This window comes from Tangfeifania sp. (genome assembly GCF_055108615.1).
In genome coordinates, this window is the sequence record NZ_JBSQIC010000020.1 from 1 (window position 1) to 19,131 (window position 19,131).

17 protein-coding genes are annotated in these 19,131 nt (G+C 42.9%); 5 read left to right on the top strand and 12 right to left on the bottom strand.

Annotated features, from left to right (window positions below; genetic code table 11):
* The 4 genes from ACTCNA_RS06380 to ACTCNA_RS06395 all read right to left on the bottom strand — a co-directional run.
* Positions 1 to 588 (bottom strand): DNA methyltransferase (locus ACTCNA_RS06380; RefSeq protein WP_462947069.1); only part of this gene is annotated, 588 nt, incomplete at its 3' end.
* A gap of 25 nt (positions 589 to 613) precedes the next feature.
* Positions 614 to 3,523 (bottom strand): SNF2-related protein, encoded by a 2,910-nt coding sequence (locus ACTCNA_RS06385; protein WP_462947070.1) that lies wholly within the window; start codon positions 3,521 to 3,523, stop codon positions 614 to 616.
* A 151-nt stretch (positions 3,524 to 3,674) separates the two neighbouring features.
* Complete coding sequence (locus ACTCNA_RS06390; protein ID WP_462947071.1) at positions 3,675 to 3,992, bottom strand: hypothetical protein; 318 nt, start codon at positions 3,990 to 3,992, stop codon at positions 3,675 to 3,677.
* Positions 3,993 to 4,067: 75 nt separating this feature from the next.
* A complete protein-coding gene (locus ACTCNA_RS06395; protein ID WP_462947072.1) occupies positions 4,068 to 4,709 on the bottom strand; it encodes a hypothetical protein in 642 nt (213 codons plus the stop codon).
* Between the two features lie 562 nt (positions 4,710 to 5,271).
* Between ACTCNA_RS06395 and ACTCNA_RS06400 the strand changes: the two genes are divergently transcribed.
* The 4 genes from ACTCNA_RS06400 to ACTCNA_RS06415 all read left to right on the top strand — a co-directional run bounded on the left by ACTCNA_RS06400 (position 5,272) and on the right by ACTCNA_RS06415 (position 8,081).
* Positions 5,272 to 5,691 carry a MerR family transcriptional regulator gene (locus tag ACTCNA_RS06400; protein ID WP_462947073.1) on the top strand — a complete coding sequence of 140 codons (420 nt, stop codon included), beginning with the start codon at positions 5,272 to 5,274 and terminating at the stop codon, positions 5,689 to 5,691.
* A gap of 25 nt (positions 5,692 to 5,716) precedes the next feature.
* Positions 5,717 to 6,814 (top strand): Nif3-like dinuclear metal center hexameric protein, encoded by a 1,098-nt coding sequence (locus ACTCNA_RS06405; protein ID WP_462947074.1) that lies wholly within the window; start codon positions 5,717 to 5,719, stop codon positions 6,812 to 6,814.
* Positions 6,815 to 6,846: 32 nt separating this feature from the next.
* Positions 6,847 to 7,617, top strand: a complete 771-nt coding sequence (locus ACTCNA_RS06410; RefSeq protein WP_462947075.1) for a zinc ribbon domain-containing protein — start codon at positions 6,847 to 6,849, stop codon at positions 7,615 to 7,617.
* A gap of 167 nt (positions 7,618 to 7,784) precedes the next feature.
* Positions 7,785 to 8,081: a hypothetical protein gene (locus tag ACTCNA_RS06415; RefSeq protein ID WP_462947076.1), complete on the top strand. Its 297-nt coding sequence runs from the start codon at positions 7,785 to 7,787 to the stop codon at positions 8,079 to 8,081.
* 1 nt (position 8,082) lies between these two features.
* On the opposite strand, the gene ACTCNA_RS06420 is transcribed toward ACTCNA_RS06415, so the two are convergent.
* The 3 genes from ACTCNA_RS06420 to ACTCNA_RS06430 all read right to left on the bottom strand — a co-directional run bounded on the left by ACTCNA_RS06420 (position 8,083) and on the right by ACTCNA_RS06430 (position 10,075).
* A complete protein-coding gene (locus ACTCNA_RS06420) occupies positions 8,083 to 8,877 on the bottom strand; it encodes a TPM domain-containing protein (RefSeq protein WP_462947077.1) in 795 nt (264 codons plus the stop codon).
* Between the two features lie 172 nt (positions 8,878 to 9,049).
* A complete protein-coding gene (locus tag ACTCNA_RS06425; RefSeq protein ID WP_462947078.1) occupies positions 9,050 to 9,484 on the bottom strand; it encodes a TPM domain-containing protein in 435 nt (144 codons plus the stop codon).
* 12 nt (positions 9,485 to 9,496) lie between these two features.
* A complete protein-coding gene (locus ACTCNA_RS06430) occupies positions 9,497 to 10,075 on the bottom strand; it encodes a LemA family protein (RefSeq protein ID WP_462947079.1) in 579 nt (192 codons plus the stop codon).
* A 129-nt stretch (positions 10,076 to 10,204) separates the two neighbouring features.
* Between ACTCNA_RS06430 and ACTCNA_RS06435 the strand changes: the two genes are divergently transcribed.
* The gene (locus ACTCNA_RS06435) at positions 10,205 to 12,205 is read left to right on the top strand and encodes a urocanate hydratase (protein WP_462947080.1); all 2,001 of its coding nucleotides are present in this window, start codon (positions 10,205 to 10,207) and stop codon (positions 12,203 to 12,205) included.
* A gap of 545 nt (positions 12,206 to 12,750) precedes the next feature.
* On the opposite strand, the gene ACTCNA_RS06440 is transcribed toward ACTCNA_RS06435, so the two are convergent.
* The 5 genes from ACTCNA_RS06440 to porU all read right to left on the bottom strand — a co-directional run bounded on the left by ACTCNA_RS06440 (position 12,751) and on the right by porU (position 19,027).
* Positions 12,751 to 13,104 (bottom strand): thioredoxin family protein, encoded by a 354-nt coding sequence (locus tag ACTCNA_RS06440; protein WP_462947081.1) that lies wholly within the window; start codon positions 13,102 to 13,104, stop codon positions 12,751 to 12,753.
* A 10-nt stretch (positions 13,105 to 13,114) separates the two neighbouring features.
* Positions 13,115 to 13,486: a CoA-binding protein gene (locus ACTCNA_RS06445; RefSeq protein ID WP_462947082.1), complete on the bottom strand. Its 372-nt coding sequence runs from the start codon at positions 13,484 to 13,486 to the stop codon at positions 13,115 to 13,117.
* Positions 13,487 to 13,494: 8 nt separating this feature from the next.
* On the bottom strand, positions 13,495 to 13,974 hold the full coding sequence (ispF, locus tag ACTCNA_RS06450) for a 2-C-methyl-D-erythritol 2,4-cyclodiphosphate synthase (protein WP_462947083.1): 480 nt from the start codon (positions 13,972 to 13,974) through the stop codon (positions 13,495 to 13,497).
* Entirely contained in the window at positions 13,974 to 15,116 is a 1,143-nt protein-coding gene (gene porV, locus ACTCNA_RS06455) for a type IX secretion system outer membrane channel protein PorV (protein ID WP_462947084.1), read from the bottom strand. Before porV ends, ispF begins: the two co-directional genes overlap by 1 nt.
* A 158-nt stretch (positions 15,117 to 15,274) precedes the next feature.
* Positions 15,275 to 19,027 carry a type IX secretion system sortase PorU gene (gene porU / locus ACTCNA_RS06460; protein WP_462947085.1) on the bottom strand — a complete coding sequence of 1,251 codons (3,753 nt, stop codon included), beginning with the start codon at positions 19,025 to 19,027 and terminating at the stop codon, positions 15,275 to 15,277.
* Positions 19,028 to 19,131: the final 104 nt, after the last annotated feature.

Consider the following 19,131-nt stretch of genomic DNA (forward strand, 5'->3'; position numbering starts at 1 on the left):
TTCAAGTTTTTTAACCGATAAAATAAATTTATCAAAATTTGCTGCAGATTGCTTCAGGTTAGGTTTTGCACCAAATTGTTTTCTGTAAATATGAATATGTTCAATTTCCTTATGAAAATTCATATCCTGTTTCAAAGTTTTATCTGGATATCTTACTCTAACATAAAATGTAGTTAAGTAATTTGAACGACCAAATACTTCATCCATAAGTACTTTTAAATAATGACCTTCACTATCATCTATATGAGCACATATAAACCCATCTTTGGCTAAAAGCCTATGTAAGAGAGTTAACCTTTGCTTCATTAAATCCAACCAGATAGAATGTTCTAAATTATCTTCGTAATGCTCAAATGCGGCTCCAGTATTGTAAGGTGGGTCGATATAAATACATTTCACTTTTCCTGCATATTCATGCTCCAACGCTTTTAATGCAAGTAAATTATCGCCATGTATCAGCATGTTTTCACTATTGGGGTCGCCGTAGCTGTATTCAGGATTTTCAATAAGGATTCGGGGTTCGAGTTTTGGTTCTTCGCCCTTACCAATCCAGGTGAGTTCTAATTTTTGCAGTTTATTTTTTGCCATTGTTTATATGCTGTTTGCGTGTAAATTAAATCATTCTCCATCGAATAGTAAATAGTTCAGAGATTCGAATATTTTGTTTTAAGCGTTGTTCTATTTCTGTTAACAGTACTTCCATTTTCTCGTCGATTGCGTCCTGAGCTTCAAAAAGATGCTGCCTTTTTTCGCTTCGCCTTTTTTCCAGTTCTTTGATTTCACGTTGTGCTTTTACTTTAGCTTCAAGGTTAAGCATTTTTTTTGCTTCCGACTTGCGTAATTTTATTTCAGCATCGAGGTCTTTTATTTCTTTATCGAGGCTTATTTTCATATCATCAGCCCACTGGTCGAGTTTGTCCATTTCGGTATCAAAAAATTCTTTGTTCCGGTCGGCATTGTTTTCTGTTACAGTTTGTTTTTCTGCAAAAAGAACTTCTTCGAGCCTTGAGGATAGTTCTTCCGGCACGTAACAGCTTTTTTCTTCATAAGCATTCAAAGAAAAAAAACGGTGTGCCAGTTCGTTCTCAATTTGTTGCCCATTATCTGTAAAACATGCTGCAATCAAATAATCTTCGTATTCAAAAGAATCAATTTCTAAATGGTTCACCTGCATCCATCCGGTTTTCCCAATGAATGGCTCTAATGCTGTAATTTTAGTAGGAGTATTGGTGTAATCAAAAACCAGTTCTTTGCAAGGTGTTTCAATTGTTTTACACGCTTCAAGTATGCGTTTTGCCAATTTATGTCCAACACGGTAAATGTTTGTATCTTCGGGAACATGTACATCAGATTTCCGTTGACCTTCTTCCGGTTTTAAAATCATGTAGGGTCCCTTGTGAATGATTTCTTTTGAGAAGGGATTTTTTTTCAGGTAGAACGAATAGCTTTTGTCATCGAATTGTGCGGTACTGTTCAGATAAAATTTTGTTGTTTTCCACAGGCGTTCTTCAAACCGGGTTAAATATTCCCGGCTGGTTTTTAGATTATTTCGTAATTTTTCGCGTACTTCTTCATCGAAATTTTCTAATAATACCTTTCGGGTGCCCTGCACTTTTTCAGAAATATCCGGTTTTAGTTCCTCCTGTAATTGGTCGAATGCTGTTTGTATTTCTTCAGTAGTACGGCAATTGTTGTAAATTCCAGCAATGCGCTTTTCAAAATCAACCCCGTTGCCAATACTGCCCAGCACTTCGTCGGAAGCCCCAAATACACCATCAAACAAACGGAATTTTTCATCTAACAATTGATAAACCCTGCGGTCGGCTGCATTTTTTTTATTTAAGAAATTAATAACTACCACGTCAAAATTTTGGCCATAGCGGTGGCAACGCCCAATTCGCTGTTCAATTCGTTGGGGGTTCCACGGTAAATCAAAATTAATAACTAACGAGCAGAATTGCAGGTTAATACCCTCGGCAGCTGCCTCGGTAGCAATCATTATCGTAGCCGAATCTTTAAAATATTCAACAATCGCAGCCCGTTTATCGGCAGTTAAAGAGCCGGTAAGCACATCCTTGTTTTTGTGTTTTTTCACGTATGCCTTGTATAATTCTTTCGATTTTGGGTCGTTGTTGCTGCCATTAAAACGAACTACATTGTTTTTATATCCACGCTGTTCCAGTAATTCAAAAAGAAAATCCTGAGTTCTTCTTGATTCAGTAAAAATTAACGCTTTTTGATTGGCACCCAGTTTGTTCAAGGCATCAAATCCCCGTTCGAGGGCAGTGAAAAGTTGTTCTGCTTTTGAGTTTTTACGTATGCCTCCTGCTAAATTCCGAAATATTTCTAAGTCTTCTTTCTCTTGTTTTATTAGTTCTATTTCTTCATCTGTGAATTCATCTTCATCAGTAAATTCTTCTTCCTCCTCATCATCACCAGCCCATTCTTCCTGGGTTTCTTCATAGGTCTCAAAATCCAAAGCAAGCTGATTGTCGTTATCGTAATGATGATTTTCAATAATGTTTTCAAGCTTTTTTACCAAGGCATCCAGCGTGCCATAAATTGCATAAGTTGATGAAGCCAACAATTTACGTAAAATGAGCGTCATCAATTGGCGCTGACTAAACGGGAGTGCATACAACCGGGGACGTTGAAGATATTCAGAAACCCAGCTATATAATGTCATTTCGTCTTCATTCGGAAAATACTCCTGAACCAATGGTATGCGTTGGGTATATCTTATATATTCCAAAACCTGCCGGCGTAAAGTTCTGCGACATATTGGCTGCAAACGTTGGCGAAGTATAGTAAAGTTTTCTTCTTCTATCAAACGACTGTACTGACTCTTAAAACTTTTTAAGTCGCCAAAAGTATAAGGGTCTATTAAACTAACCAATCCATATAATTCAAGAATTGAGTTTTGGAGAGGTGTTGCTGTTAACAAAACCTTCTTGCAATGTTCCAAAGCCTCCTTAATTGCATTTCCAATTTTATTACTCGGTTTGTAAACATTGCGAAGCCGGTGAGCTTCATCAATGATAACCAAATCCCAGTTTATATTCTGTAAATATGATGCTTTGTTTTTTGCAAAATGAAATGAGCAAATAACAATATTGTCTTGCTGCCTGAAAGGGTTAAGATTACCTTCTTTAATCAGATTATTAAACGACTTGCTTTCAAGAATTGAGGAAGGTAAATAAAACTTGTCGGCTAACTCGCTATTCCATTGTTTACGTAAGTTAGAGGGGCAAATTATTAACAGGTTTCTTTTGCGTTCAGCCCATTGTTGTGATAGTATTATCCCGGCTTCGATTGTTTTTCCTAATCCCACTTCATCTGCAAGAACGGCCCCTTTAGATAAAGGAGATTTAAATGCAAATAAAGCAGCCTCCACCTGGTGCGGATTTAAATCAACTTGTGCATCCTGCAACGATGCCGTTAATTTACCCACATCGTTTGCCGGGAGTTGCCGTGTTAACTCGTGTGCAAAAAATTTGGCATGGTATGGTGTAATTTCTTTCAAATCTTTGATTCATTTTTGTTAAATGATTTCTCGCTAAATTATAAATGAATCCCAAATAATAAGATAAAAATATGAAGTTATTATAGGGTGGGTTAGCGTTTTGTTGTTTCTTACTTTTATTCTTTTCCATTCTCATAAATGTATTCAAAAATCAAAGAATTTCACCGGGCAAATTTTTAAAATTAAAATTATTGCTGTAACTCCCTGATTGGATGTTATTTGAATTGCACACGGAGTGCTTTTCACGCCATCCGGAGTTGTTTTCATTACTGCCGGACTTAATTTCAGACCTGCCCGGCATCTTTTCACTACCCGTGAGGTTCTTTTCAATCGTTGCCGGGTTGTTTTCATTACTCCCGGAGATGTTTTCACTGCCCGCCCGGTTCATTTCACTGGCTGTCAACTGCTTTTCAGGGTTCATCATTCTAAATTCAGCACTTTTCAACTGGTTTTCACGGTTCGCCGCCATTGTTTAACAACTTTTGGAATAAATTACCCATTGCCGGGCAAAATTCCGGCAATGGGTAAAATGAAAGGCATCAGGTTAATCTACGATTGTCCGGGCCCGCTCGTATTTGCTGTAGAATTCGGTGTCGGAATACTTAAAACGGATCATCAGCGGGTCGAGCCGGTTTTTGAGCAGGTCGTTGGCCGTATCGAACAGTTCCTCGAGCAGGTTCATTGCGGCAAATGCCTGGTTGCGGATGGTGCGCGGCTGGCCAATGAGCGCCTTAAAGTCGTCGAGCGAGGTTTCCACTTCGGTAATCATCGCTTCGGCAACCCCGTAATCGGCCAGGTTCTCCAGCTCTGCGCGGGCATGGCGGATAACCGGTGCCACCAGCGCTTCTACATCGGTTTCGCGGGCCCGGTCGAAATCCGATTTCACCAGTTTTACTTCCCCGGCCAGTTTCGCGTTCCCGGTAATTGCCGCATAAGCCTGCAATGCGCCAGCCAGCGATACCGCCTTTTGCGCCAAGGCTTTCAGCACCGTGGCCTTGCTGGCGGTTACGGCCTTGCTTGCCGGCTGCGTTTTTTCATTGGTCTCTTCAATGCGCTGAATCAGCTCATCAAAATTGTTTTTTACATCCAGTAAAACGGGAATTCCGTTCCACAATGTAGTGTTCTCATCCAGGATTTCCTGAGTGTTCAGGAACATCCGCATGTGATTTGTCTGCGTTTTGTTCATGATAAATTGATTTTAATGAATAATGTGCCCCGGGTTTGGGACGTGAATTTTTGCAGGGTTATTTTTATTGTTTGCACTGTCTGGTTTGCCGGGGGCATGGTTTGCAATTGCGGCGAAGGAACAATGTATCTGAAGCATTTTCACTGTTTTGATAAAAGATTAAAAATTTAATGGTAAGCAAGTTACGAAAACATAAATAAAAATACCAGTAAAATGCTGAAAAACATAAAGTGAGTGCTGTAAGATATTTTACCCCCTGGCCGGGTAAATCCGTCCTCGTCCCACTCGGACCTCTCTGTCCAATCCTCCCACATTCCTTACGCAGGACATCTCTCCTGAAGGAGAGAAGAAATGGTATAAATTGGTTAATGGGACAATCGCTCTGATGAACGTTGCTGAGTCCACTTGAATTATCCGTCGAAAGCTGGTGAGCCGCATGCATTTCCCTGCCAGTCGGCGGGGAAAGAATAAGGTATAAATGGATTTAACAGTCCAAAAAATCTTCCGTAGCATTATCGGGTATCTGAAAATCTCTTTATCTTGGCGGGAATAAAAACGAGCAATGCCAGCTAAAAAATCCAACATAGAAAAAGTGTATTACACCATTGGCGAAGTGGCCGAAATGATTGATGTCACCCCCTCGTCAATTCGTTACTGGGAAAGCAATTTCAAGGAACTTGCCCCGCGAACAAATGCCAAAGGCACCCGTTATTTCACCAAAGAGGATATTGAAACGGTCAAGCTGATAAACTACCTGGTGAAAGAACGCGGCCTGACCATTAAAGGCGCGCAGCAAAAACTGGCCGACAACAAAGCGGAAACCCAAAACAACTGGGAAATTGTGAAACGGCTGCAGGAGCTAAAAAAAGAACTGACCAGCATACGCGATGAGATGGAAGAAAAGGGCCCCTCTCGGTCTCCCCAAGGGGGAAGCCCCTCTCAATCTCCCCAAAGGGGAGAGGTTAAGAAGGAGGAAGAATAAATTCTTTAACGGAAAAAATAATTGAATGGTTAAGATAAAAGAGATAACAAATTACCTTGAAAGTTTTGCCCCACCGGCACTGCAGGAATCGTACGACAATGCCGGCCTGATTGTGGGCAATCCGGATGCTGAAGTTTCCAAAGCACTGGTAACTGTTGATGTAACTGAAGAAGTGGTAGAAGAAGCCATTCAGCAAAATGCCGGCTTGATTGTGGCGCATCATCCCATCATATTTTCGGGGTTGAAAAAAATTACCGGGAAAAACTACGTGGAACGCACGGTGCTGAAAGCCATTAAAAACGACATCGCCCTATTTGCAGCCCACACCAACCTCGATGCCGTTCGGGGCGGGGTGAATTCCAAAATTTGTGAACTATTGGGCCTGGAAAACTGCCGTGTGTTGCAACCCGCAACCGGTCAACTCAAAAAGCTGGTGACTTTTATACCACACGAAGCAGCCGACAAGGTGCGCGAAGCTATTTTTACAGCCGGTGCCGGAAATATTGGCGAATACGACTTTTGCGGGTACAACCTCGAAGGCACCGGGAGTTTCAGGGCAGGCGAGGAAACCAACCCTTATGTGGGCGAAAAAGGCGAAATTCACTACGAAAAAGAAATTCGTTTTGAAACCATCTTCCCGGCGTGGCTGCAGGGAAATATTTTAAGCGCGCTGTTTAACGCCCATCCTTACGAAGAAGTGGCTTACGATATTTACCCGCTCGACAACACATACGAAAAAGCGGGAATGGGAATGACAGGAACGTTGCCCCAACCGGTGGAAGAAAAAGAGTTCCTCGCAACGCTGAAAAAAACATTCGGTGCCGGAGTGATAAAACACACCGCCCTTAAAGGAAAACCAGTGCAGAAAGTGGCAGTTTGCGGGGGTGCCGGCTCCTTTCTGCTGGGCAAAGCCATTGCGGCCGGAGCCGACTTTTTCGTTTCAGGAGATTTTAAATACCACCAGTTTTTTGATGCCGATAAAAAAATCGTAATTGCCGATGTGGGGCACTACGAAAGTGAGCAGTTCACTAAAGAACTTTTTTATGAACTACTTACAAAAAAATTCCCTAAATTTGCAGTCCGGTTTTCGGAAATAAAAACCAACCCGGTATTTTATTTTTGACAAGTAATTTTGAATTTAAAGATTGACAAACGATGAATGCATCAATTCCAAAGCAAGAAGAAAAAGATATTTCAATTGAAGAAAAACTACGCGCGCTGTATGAATTGCAAAGTGTAGTTTCAGAAATCGATAAAATTAAAACACTGCGCGGCGAACTTCCGCTCGAGGTTCAGGATTTGGAAGACGAAATAGCCGGTTTGAAAACCAGGCTCACCAACCTTGAGGATGAGATTAAAAACCTCGACACGGCTATTAACAACAAAAAAATTGCCATAAAGGATTCTCAGGCGCTTATTGAAAAATATACCGAACAGCAAAACAACGTCAGGAACAACCGCGAATTTGATTCGCTCTCGAAAGAGATAGAATTCCAGACCCTCGAAATTGAGCTTTCGGAAAAAAGAATCAAGGAATTCAGCACTGAAATGGCTGAGAAAAAAGAGGCTGTTGAAACTTCGAAAACACTGCTAAAAGAACGTGAAGAAGACCTCGAAAGGAAGAAAAACGAGCTGAACGAAATTACCGAAGAAACCAAAATTGAAGAGGAAAAACTGAAAGCCAAGGCTGAAAAAATTGAATCATTTATTGAGCCACGGCTGCTCACAGCATTTAAACGCATTCGCAAAAATGCACGCAATGGCCTCTCTGTTGTTACCATTCAGCGCGATGCCTGCGGTGGTTGCTTCAACAAAATCCCGCCACAGCGGCAAATGGACATCGCCAACCATAAAAAAATTATCGTGTGCGAATATTGCGGTCGCATTTTGGTTGACAAAGACATTAACAAAGTAGCAGCGGAATAAATCCAACGCTTAAAATATTCTCAAAAGCGCGGCAATTTTTGCAGCGCTTTTTTGTTTTATCCACAAACAAATGATTATCCGCCGGCTGGCGGATGCGAGCCCGCCTGACCAGCAAGTCGGGCAGGTTCCCACATAGTGATACCTTATAAATAAACAATTCTAATAGTATGAAGACAACATCAATATTTATTCTCCTAATTATCCTGGCGACGGGGATTTTTGCCCAGGAACCACAAGACACAACCTACTGGGATGTTTCAAATTACCTGGACCAGCCCGAAAATATTGATGTGAACTGGGACCTGGCTTTAAACATGAAAATCAACGATTTCCTTTCTGCTAATTTTCAATCCACATTAATTTACGATCATGACATTCTGGTTCCGGTTGACAACGAAGGAACCAAAGGCCGCAGGATTCAGCTAAAACAGCTGCTGGGGATAGGCCTGAGCTATAACTTTTAATCTACCAGCTGCCGCCGGCACCTCCGCCACCGAAGCTGCCGCCGCCAAAACCACCAAATCCGCCGCCGCCGAAGCCTCCCCCACCAGAGGAGAAATTACTGAACGATCCACCGTGTGATCTTCCGCCTCCCGACAAGAGGCCGAGGGCGAGCCAAAACGGAAGACTTTTCCCCGGTGAATAAACACCTCTTCTTCGCCTGCTTAAAATAGGAGCGATTACAAAGAAAATGAAGAAAATAATAATCACAGGAAGAATACCACCACCCTGGTTGGCATAATTTTCACGGTAATATTCTGCAGTGTATTCTCCTTGTGTGATATCCATAATAACACTTATGCCACTGGCCAATCCCTGGTAATAATTATTTTCCCTGAAATGGGGAATCATTTCGGTATCGATAATATCGCCGTTAACAATGGCATCAGGCAATACGCCTTCCAGCCCGTAGCCGGTGGCAATAAAAACCTGACCGCGCTCATTTCCCTTTTTGGGCTTTACCAAAATAACCAGCCCGTTGTCTTTGCCCTGCTGGCCAATTCCCCACTGTTCACCCAACCGGAAAGCATAATCGCCAGGGTCGTATCCCTGAAGGTCGTCAACAGTTACCACCACAATCCGGGTAGAAGTTTCCCGGGCAAACTGTTCGAGGGTAGCTTCCAGGTTGTTGTTCTCACCGGGTTGCAAAACACCTGCAAAATCGTTCACCAACCGTGGTGGAGAAGGTCGCTCGGGAATTTGAGCATTACTAATTACGAATCCAAACAATAAAACTGTTAAAACAAAAAACTTCCTCATTTTTACTCCTTTTCTCCAAATGAAACGAGCCCCGGTTTACCCGGACGAGTTACATATGGGGCATTATAAATAAACAATTTTAACCATATGAAACGAGCATGTAAAATATTTACACCAAAATGAATGATTGAAGTATATGCGAGTTCCATATGATACCTTAAAAACAAACAATTTAATCATATGAAATTTCATCTGATAGTTCATTCACGTCATCTTCCTGGTACGGGAAATGGGCTTTTAATTGTTCGCCGGCCATCCGTATTCCCTGTGAAAGTCCTTCGGCAAACAAGCCTTCTTTAAATTTTTCGGCCATCTTTTCCTTAATTTCTTCCCAAAAATCATCAGGAACTTCCTGGTTAATTCCGGCATCGCCCAAAATTGCGAATTTACGATCATCTACTGCGAGATAAAACAGAACGCCGTTGCGCAGTTCCGTTTTATGCATTTCCAGCTTTTTGAAAATATAAGCTGCCCGATCGAGCACATCCTCGCGGCAATGTTTTTCGATGTGTACCCTCACTTCGCCCGAAGTATTCAGTTCGGCAGCCCGAATCGCGTTCTTAATCTGTAATTTATCCTTTTCTGAAAAATACTTTCGTACACTCATGCTTCCTCCTCTTTAAAACTCTACTTCAGGTGCCTGGTCTGCTCCCTGCTGCGACTCGAAATAATCTTTTTTCTCAAAACCGAACCACCCGGAATAAATCACCTGCGGAAATTTTCGGATATACGCATTGTATGCCTGGGTAGTTTGGTTAAACTTTCTTCGCTCCACAGCAATCCGGTTTTCAGTGCCTTCCAGCTGCGCCTGTAAATCGAGGAAATTCTGGTTGGCTTTCAAATCGGGGTAGCGTTCCACTACCACCATCAACCGGCTGAGTGCCGAGGTCAATCCTTCCTGCGCCTGGTTAAATTGCTCGATGGATTGTTCCGACAGGTTTTCCGGATTTACATTTACAGAAGTTGCTTTCGAACGGGCTTCAATTACGCCTTCGAGAGTTTCCTGTTCATGTGCAGCATAACCTTTCACGGTGTTAACAAGATTGGGAATGAGGTCGGCACGACGCTGGTACACATTTTCCACCTGCGACCACTGCGAGGTGACCTGTTCTTCCAGGTCAACCATTTTATTATAGCCACAACCGGTAAATAAAAACCCGGCAACCACAGCCATTGTTATAACAATTAATTTTCTCATAATTCCTTCATTTTTTTTATAATCTGACAAATATCCTCAAAATGTGTGAAAAATCATCTCAAAATTCGGGGAAAGACGCTAATTTGCCGCTGTATTCCATCTATCAAAAGATAAACCAAAATAAGTATTATGAATCAGGAAGAATTCAAAAAAGCAATACTGGAAGGAATACCCGATCAACTTCCTTCGGCCAAACCTTACGAAACCGGTGTCAGTCACGCCCCAAAAAGAAAAGATGTACTTACCCGGGAAGAAAAAAAGCTGGCAATAAAAAATGCACTTCGCTATTTCCCTGAAAAATTTCACGCCATTTTGGCACCCGAATTTCTTGAAGAGCTGGAAAAATACGGGCGGATTTACATGTACCGGTTCCGGCCCGATTATGAAATGGTTGCACGCCCCATTGATGAATATCCCTCCAAATCGAAACAGGCGGCATCCATCATGTTAATGATTCAGAACAATTTGGATCATGCAGTGGCACAACACCCACATGAGCTGATAACTTACGGCGGAAACGGCGCTGTTTTTCAAAACTGGGCGCAGTACCGGCTCACCATGAAATACCTGGCCGAAATGACCGACAACCAAACGTTGGTGATGTATTCGGGCCATCCACTGGGGTTGTTCCCCTCCCACCCCGATGCGCCGAGAGTTGTTGTTACCAACGGGATGATGGTTCCCAACTATTCATCGCGCGACGAATACGAAAAATTCAACGCGCTGGGCGTGACGCAATACGGGCAAATGACTGCCGGTTCGTACATGTACATCGGGCCGCAGGGAATCGTGCACGGCACCACTATTACATTGCTGAACGCCGCACGGCTCCACTCCCAGGGCGGAATCGCGGGTCAACTTTTCGTTTCGAGCGGAATGGGCGGCATGTCGGGCGCGCAAACCAAAGCGGCCGTGATTGCCGGGCTGGTGGCCGTGGTGGCCGAAATCAATCCCCAGGCACTTAAAAAACGCCACCAACAAGGTTGGGTGGACGAAGTGTATTCCGATTTGAATGAACTAATTCAACGAATTCAGCAGGCACAAAAAAACAAGGAAGCCGTTTCGATGGGTTACCAGGGAAACATTGTGGATTTGTGGGAAAAGCTGGCCCAGGAAAATATAAAAGTCGATTTGGGGTCCGACCAGACCTCGCTGCACAATCCGTTTGCCGGTGGGTATTACCCGGCAGGATTATCGCTGGAAGAATCGAACAAGTTGATGGCAACAAATCCTGAACTTTTCAAGAAAAAAGTGCATGAATCGCTGAAACGCCAGGTAGCTGCCATCAACCAACTCACCAAAAAAGGCATGTATTTCTGGGATTATGGCAATGCCTTTTTACTGGAAGCGAGCCGGGCCGGTGCCGAAATTTTAGCACCCGGTGGAGAATTCCGTTATCCGTCGTATGTGCAGGATATTATGGGACCGCTCTTTTTCGATTACGGCTTTGGGCCTTTCCGGTGGGTGTGCACATCCGGGAAAGCCGAGGATTTGCAAAAGACAGACGAAATTGCAGCTATGGTTTTGAAAGAATTGGCCGACGCTGCACCGGCAGAAATTCAGCAGCAAATGAACGACAATGTGCACTGGATTCGCGAAGCCGAAAAAAATAAACTGGTGGTAGGCTCGCAGGCACGCATCCTGTATGCCGACTGCAACGGACGGACGCTGATTGCCAAAGCATTTAACGATGCTATCCGGAAAGGGGAAATTTCGGCGCCGATGGTTCTGGGCCGCGATCATCATGATGTTTCAGGAACCGATTCGCCTTACCGCGAAACATCGAATATTTACGACGGCTCGGCACTGACTGCCGACATGGCGGTGCAAAATTTTGCGGGCGACAGTTTTCGGGGCGCCACCTGGGTATCGCTGCACAATGGCGGCGGTGTGGGCTGGGGCGAAGTGATTAACGGCGGTTTCGGACTTACCATCGACGGCAGCGCAGATGCCGAACGCCGGCTGACCAACATGCTCCACTGGGATGTAAACAACGGTATTGCCCGCCGCAGCTGGGCACGGAACAAACCGGCGCGGTTTGCCATCGAGCGGGCCATGCAGGTGAACCCGGAGCTAAAGGTAACACTGGCCAATGAGGCGGATGAAGATTTACTGGAAAAACTTTTTTAAGACGCTTTGAAAAACTTTTCTGCTTAAGTAAATGTAGATATTGACGTAATTATCACCCGGAATTGTAAAAATTATAAAAATAGCGCATTAGGAGTTATGAACCGGGCAATTATTTAAAAATAAACTCATATCCGCTGCAATTTTAAATCTCAGTAGTTTTGTTGTATTTTGAATCAACGATGGATAAAATACTATTACGTTAGGCGTAAATTTGTCGCACGAAAATTACGGCTTGCGCAATACGGACTGAATTTGTATATTTACACGTATTGAAAATATTTAATTATGGATGCAAAATTGACATTAAAAAAAGATTTTAAAGAATCTGATATTCCTGTTTTATCACCAGATGAATATTTAAATAGCTTGAAAACGAAATAAAATATACCCCTAATCGACTAGCCGGCTGACGGACTAAAAGTTTGTCAGTACACCTCTCACCACCTTATGCCACTAATATTTGTAAGTAAATTTGTCTATAAAATGGTATTACATGAGGAATCCTTTTATAAGCAACCAAATAGCTAAATCAATAATTCCTTAAATCACGGACTTGGAAAGTCCGTGTCCCTAAAAATCATCGAATAGGGGCGATCGATTTCGCGGCGGAGTTCATCAAGGCCGATATTGCGGCTTTTGCGGATGTACTCCCGCCCATCGAAAAATACCAGGATTGTTGGCGCTGCAAATACCTGGTGCTGCCCAGCCACATCAGGCAAAACATCTGATTTTACGTAAACCATCTTCAGTTTCGGGAATTCACTTTGAACTAATTCATCCACTTTAGGTTTCAGCACTTTGCACACATTGCAGGAATCGGTTGAAAAGTAAGCCAGCAAGGCCGGTTCCTCATCTTTCATCCGGTTAAATTCTTCCAGTGATTGTAGTTCTGCAAACATTTTCTGAAAATTAAAATTGATTGGTGCGCAGCATGACCAGCGTGCAGTTTTCAACGGTTTCAATACCTGCCGATTCAAGCTTTTCTTTTAATTCAGGGTTTTCAGCCCCCGGGTTAAAAATTACCCGCTCCGGTTTCAGGTTAATTAAATGCTCATAATATTCGGGTTGCCGTTTGGCGCCCAAATACATCGTTACCGTGTGAATATCATCGTCGAAAGGAAATTCGGTCTGGATGGATACGTCATCAACCTGACCTGCACGTTTTGCCAGCGCAACCACTTCATGATTATATTCCCGCAGCATTTGGATGGCTTTGTTGGAATAACGTTCGGGTTTGGTGCTTGCCCCAATTACCAGGGTCTTTTTATTATCTTTCTCCATAGTAGTTTTTACTTTTCCTGAAGCAGTACCACCGCAAGTGCCGAAATACCTTCTTCCCGGCCTTCGAATCCAAGTTTTTCAGTAGTGGTTGCTTTAACCGAAATTTGTCCGGGTTCAACCCCTGCCACTTTTGCCATCGTACTCACCATATCAGGAATGTACGGTTTGAGCTTGGGTTGCTGAGCACTAACGGTTGAATCAATATTGACAATTTCGAACCCTTTTTGTTTTACAAGTTGCCGGGTTTTTTTCAGCAAAATTTTACTGTCAATATTTTTATATTCCTGTGAATTATCAGGAAAATGAACGCCAATATCGCCCAGGTTAACGGCTCCTAAAAGCGCATCGCAAATGGCATGAATTAACACATCGCCATCGGAATGTGCAACTGTTCCTTTGCTGTGCGGGATCAAAACTCCTCCCAGCCACAAGCTTTCACCTTCGGCCAGGCGATGCACATCAAATCCCTGTCCTATTCTGAAACTCATCAGTTTTGACTGTCGAATGCGTCCACATCGAAAGAGAGGGTAAACCTCAGTGTATTGGCCAGCGGATGGTTTTGCTGGGTGGGCAACAGGTACGAAAAGTCGAGGGCAAACACGTTCATCCGCAACCCGGCGCCGGCAGTTAAAAATTTGCGGTTCCCTTTGTTTTCGTGTTCATAGAAATAACCGGCACGCAGGGCAAACTGCTTGTTGTACCAGTATTCTACGCCTAATGCTATATTTATTTCCTGTAACTCTTCTTGAAGGCCACCCGGAGCATCTGAGAAAGATGAAAAAATTCCTGCAATAACTGATTTATCAGAAGAAAAATAATCAACTCCAATTGGCTGGTCATCATCTTCCTCATCATTAGGATTACCTTTGGGTGGAGTTGGTATTAAGAGTTTGTCAGCTTCAACGGCAAACGAAAAACTATTATAAGAATCCAACTCTGTTGTATAATTAGCACCTATCCTCATCATTGTGGGAATAAAAAATTTATCTGCGCCATCATCACCTCCTGTGTATGAAATTTTTGCACCAATATTCTGAATATTTATTCCTGCTGAAAAAATATTGTCCTTACGATTTGATCTAAATTCATTATAATAATAAAAAGCAACATCTGCTGCATAAGTATTTCCTGCGTATGTTTGAGTTCCATTCACCATTTGTCCTGAATAAATATCGGAACGTATATAACGAACCGCAACTGATCCTGAAAAGACATCTGAAAGCTGGCGAGTATATCCCAAATCGACAGCAAATTCGTTCGGGCTTTGCTGCCCCATAAACTCACCGAGTTCGCTGGTAAAAACAATATCGCCCAGTGCGAAATAGCGCAACGAGCTGCTTATCGTTTGCATTTCGTCAATTTTTTTGTAGCCCACCAGGTATGCCAAATTAATGTCATCAACCAAGTTACGTAGCCAGGGAGAATACGATAAACTCACGCCCATCTCGCTCTCCATAAAAGCATATTTTGCCGGGTTCCAGTGCTGCGAACTCAGGTCGGGAGTAGTCCCCACACCGGCATCGCCCATTCCACCAGCCCTCGAATCGGGTGTAATAGATAAGAAAGGAACGGCGGTTGTAATGGTATTGGCTCCCGACGTGGAAGTCTGTGCGTTCGCCTTACCAGCCATAAAAACAATGAATGTAATAACTAAGAAAATTCGAATATTTTTGATCATATTGTTTAAAAAATTGAGCGTTGCAAATATATAAATTGTAGCTGATGCAACAATTAAACTAAAGTTAGAGAACGGACAATTTTCTCAAAAAGTACATTCCGCTGAAAAAATTAATGGCCAATAACCATTTTGCCTGACCGGGAAGCAATTACACCGTCGTTGTTTTGTGCAGTAACTTTCAAAATGTAAATCCCGGTTTGCAAGCTGAGCCCTGTTTCATTCAAATCCCACCTGACCGGGTTGGTGTTGGTACCGTTTGAGCCAACCTGAGTAGTGTAATAATCCACCCGGCGACCGTTCTGGTCGAATATTTCGAAAACTGCTTCGAGCGTTGCTCCTGCCTGGTTGTGTTCAAATGTAAAATAGGTATAATCGGAAACCGGGTTCGGATAATTGGACACTTCAGAAATAACAAAATTACCGGAGACATAAAAATCAATCTCTGCCTCTGAGGAGTTATTGGCCACATCCCAGGCTTTCAGTGTCAGTGTATGTTCTCCAACCGAAAGGTTTCGCAAGCCATAAGTAACCGTCCCGCTGGTATGATCTCCGGGATTGGTTTGATAAAAACTATTCAGTACAATGGCATTGGAATGATCGTTATCGATTACTGCAGTAATATCGTGCCCAATTCCTGTGCCTGCAGTGTTAATCCCGTTTTCGTCGGAAAGTTGGGCGAAAAGCGTGGGGTTTTTACTCACTTTATCGCCCGGTTCAAAGTCAGGCGAATCGAGATACAACTTAATTTCCGGGCCTTCGTTATCTGTAATCTGAGACCCCGGACCGCCAATATAAAAATTTTCAAAAGCCCCGTGGGCATCCACTTCATTGTTGTGCGCGTAATAAATAATTTTGCCTTCGCCCAGGTTGTAAGAAATATCTTTGGGAATAACAAAACTAAACGTGAATTCGCCGTTCTGCACTTCCGTCAATCCTCTGTAAATAACATTCTCCTGCACTTTAAATTCCATTGGTGTTTCACCGGCATTGCCCAGGGTTTCCATAACAACTTCTTTATCGAAGACAGTGGGAACAATTTCACCGGAGAAATCCTCGAATTTATTTCCTGATTTGTCGGCTATGTAACCGGTAATTGTAACATTTTGAAGGGCTCCCAGCGTGTCGGCTTCAATGGATGATGCTTCGTGTCCGTTAATGGTTGAAGTAACCACTTTGTATTTTGGGAAAGAGAGTTTCAGGGCAGGGTCGGCCAGCAAACTGAAATTTCGTTTGTTGGTGGTGTTAATGGTATTAATTTTTGCCAGGCGCATAATATCACCCATGCGGTAATGCTCGCCGTTTTCATCCTTTTCAAAAACATGATTGTAAAAACTGCGGCTCAGTAAAAAATTGGAATAGGCAAATACCAGCCGTGTAGTTGAAAAAAGTCCGATTCCGCCGCCGTTCGGATTCAACAATACATATTCACCCGCCGATGTTTCATCGGAATCGAACCGGCTGAACTCGCAGGTGGCTGTTACAAAAATAGGCAGCGTATTGGCGTTCGACCAGGAATTGATATGACTGATATCCAGCACTTTTTCATCGGCCATAAAACGTTCGTTGGCATGGCCCACATAATTGAGTACAAGCACCCCGTTTTTTACCCGCTCGTTAATGGCTTCGGTAACCCTGGGGTAACTTTCACCGCCAGGCCCTGTAACCTGTGGGTAGGCATCGAAATACACTTTATCGGTAATGAATTCCCTGTGTTTTTCATTAATTATATCGGCCAGTTTTTCAGAATCTGACATGTGGAGAGAACCGTCCTCATCGTCGGCAATAAAGCAAACTACATTGCGCCAGCTGCCAAGTGCCGCAGAAGAATAGTAATTGTAAATTTTATTCATAACGAGCTGTGCCTGGTAGTTTGTGGACGCGGGAATCCGGCCGATTCCCAAATCAACAGCCCCGTTATAAACCGTTTCGTCATCGTCGAGAATCACAAAATAGTCGTCGGTTACAAATGAGGCAACCGGACTAAGCGAGTTTTCTGATTGAAATGTGGGTATAAAATTATTACTACTGCCTTTAATATTTCGGTTATCGTAACTGCCGTCGCCAAACAGCAGAACGTATTTCAGGCCTTCATTCCGGTCGTAAAACATTTTTATGAAATTGCGAATCCCCGTGGCGCTTTTGTTTCCCGAACTAAATTCATTGTAAATTTTATCGGAAGAAACTACTTCCACACTCATTTCATCGTAACTCCGGTGAAAATCGGCCAGTTCGGTGGCAGTGTTTAAAAATGCCGGATGCGAAACAATTAAAAACTCCGGTGTTTCCAGCCCGTGCAGGTTTTGATTTTCCACTTCGCCTACCAACTCAGGTTCCGGCAACGTGCCATCAGGATCAAAAGCAGCAAACTCATGTAGTTTATCAATCCCTGTTTTTCCGGTTGCTTTATTGTTACTCACCTGAAGTGGTATTTCTTTCACATTGAAAATATCGGTTACATCCCAAACTTTCAAATTCGGTGTATCAGTTTCAATTTTAAATGCAAGCACATTGCCATTGCCTGCAGAAGCAAGGTCACGAAAGAACAGCACATTATCATTGAACTTTAGTTTTTGCCGGTAATTGATTTCTATGAAATCGAGCCAGGCCTCCGCATTGGAGGCGTTTCCGAAATATTTCACCGTAGTGTTGAGCTGGTCACCATTCGGTGCGGGAAAACTGTACCTTTCTTCACGCTGATTGGCATAAACCGAAGTGGCATCGGAAGTAATTACCCTCGAAAAACTGAGCTCACCTAAATCCGACTGGATTACCGAAACCGGCATTTCAGATGTAGCTGAGGAACGGGCTGCTGCAATTATCCGCATTCTAACTTCGGCTGATTGGTCTAAATTGTTCAACCCAAAAGAAATATTTTTGGTGGTGCCGTTAATAAATTTATCGCCGAACCATTGCTTTCCCGAGCCACCACTCAGCAGGTTATACTTTTCAAGTTCGTACAAATCATAGCCGTCGAAAGATGTGATGCTATGCGTAATTTCTCCTACGGGCGGCGTTTGCGATTCAATATTTTTTGGTGTGCCGGCCGATTCTGTTAAAAAGAAATATCCCCGGTTTGAATAATGGTTTATTTCGTGAATAAATCGTGCGTTTTGTTCATCGGGCAGCCATTTTGTAGTACCGGGCGCAAAAAAGAAAAGGCAGTCGGTGCCATTGTTTTGTCCATGCCAAACGGCCACCTGCGGAAGATCGTCGTAAGTAATATTGCCCGGATTTTCAGAAAGAATGGTACCTCCGGCACCAAAAACTTTCACCTGTCCCGGATTGGGAAAGCCCCATTCATTGAGTTTTGCGTAAGGAATGGTGTAAATACCTTTTCCCGAAGTGCTTATTTTTAGCCACGTCCCGCTATGCAAAACCGATTGATCTTTCCAGTTGAACGTTACTTTTGCAGCGGCCGATTTCAATTTAACCGGTATTTTTTTTAACTGGAATTCTTTCAGCAATAAAACCTTTCCCTCTCGCTTAATTGCAGCCGGAACCTGAATTTCAACCCTGTACGAATCTCCCGATTTTAGTTTTGAAGTGCTAATCACCAGCTCATCCGGAAATGGAATTGATGATGGTAAATTCTCACTTTTTATTTCTCTGAAAACAGGATTTTCAATAACAAACCGGAAATCCTGACCTGCACCGGGGAGTGGATAAGAACGCGTGAAAACCGGCAGCATATTCTGCGGTGCATCAGGATAAGCAGCATTTTCAAAAGTAAAATCCACGCCCGCTGCTTCATTTAATTCAGGATCATTAATAATTTGCCAGTTAAGTGTAATAATTTCAACCCGGACATCGTTTGAAGTAAAACCGAGAGTAATTATTAACAGCAAAAAGAAAACTTTTTTCATTGTACGGCAATTTTGTATTTAAAAAACGCTGCCTGAAAATAAATATTGCAAGCTGCAACATTTACAATAAAACAATTATTTTTGTAAAATGAACGGTAAAGATA

Bases quoted from the DNA above. Each gene is read 5' to 3' on its own strand.
- ACTCNA_RS06390 (WP_462947071.1), bottom strand. From the start codon at position 3,992: ATGGCGGCGAACCGTGAAAACCAGTTGAAAAGTGCTGAATTTAGAATG.
- ACTCNA_RS06395 (WP_462947072.1), bottom strand. From the start codon at position 4,709: ATGAACAAAACGCAGACAAATCACATGCGGATGTTCCTGAACACTCAG.
- ACTCNA_RS06400 (WP_462947073.1), top strand. From the start codon at position 5,272: ATGCCAGCTAAAAAATCCAACATAGAAAAAGTGTATTACACCATTGGC.
- ACTCNA_RS06405 (WP_462947074.1), top strand. From the start codon at position 5,717: ATGGTTAAGATAAAAGAGATAACAAATTACCTTGAAAGTTTTGCCCCA.
- ACTCNA_RS06410 (WP_462947075.1), top strand. From the start codon at position 6,847: ATGAATGCATCAATTCCAAAGCAAGAAGAAAAAGATATTTCAATTGAA.
- ACTCNA_RS06415 (WP_462947076.1), top strand. From the start codon at position 7,785: ATGAAGACAACATCAATATTTATTCTCCTAATTATCCTGGCGACGGGG.
- ACTCNA_RS06420 (WP_462947077.1), bottom strand. From the start codon at position 8,877: ATGAGGAAGTTTTTTGTTTTAACAGTTTTATTGTTTGGATTCGTAATT.
- ACTCNA_RS06425 (WP_462947078.1), bottom strand. From the start codon at position 9,484: ATGAGTGTACGAAAGTATTTTTCAGAAAAGGATAAATTACAGATTAAG.
- ACTCNA_RS06430 (WP_462947079.1), bottom strand. From the start codon at position 10,075: ATGAGAAAATTAATTGTTATAACAATGGCTGTGGTTGCCGGGTTTTTA.
- ACTCNA_RS06435 (WP_462947080.1), top strand. From the start codon at position 10,205: ATGAATCAGGAAGAATTCAAAAAAGCAATACTGGAAGGAATACCCGAT.
- ACTCNA_RS06440 (WP_462947081.1), bottom strand. From the start codon at position 13,104: ATGTTTGCAGAACTACAATCACTGGAAGAATTTAACCGGATGAAAGAT.
- ACTCNA_RS06445 (WP_462947082.1), bottom strand. From the start codon at position 13,486: ATGGAGAAAGATAATAAAAAGACCCTGGTAATTGGGGCAAGCACCAAA.
- ispF (WP_462947083.1), bottom strand. From the start codon at position 13,974: ATGAGTTTCAGAATAGGACAGGGATTTGATGTGCATCGCCTGGCCGAA.
- porV (WP_462947084.1), bottom strand. From the start codon at position 15,116: ATGGCTGGTAAGGCGAACGCACAGACTTCCACGTCGGGAGCCAATACC.
- porU (WP_462947085.1), bottom strand. From the start codon at position 19,027: ATGAAAAAAGTTTTCTTTTTGCTGTTAATAATTACTCTCGGTTTTACT.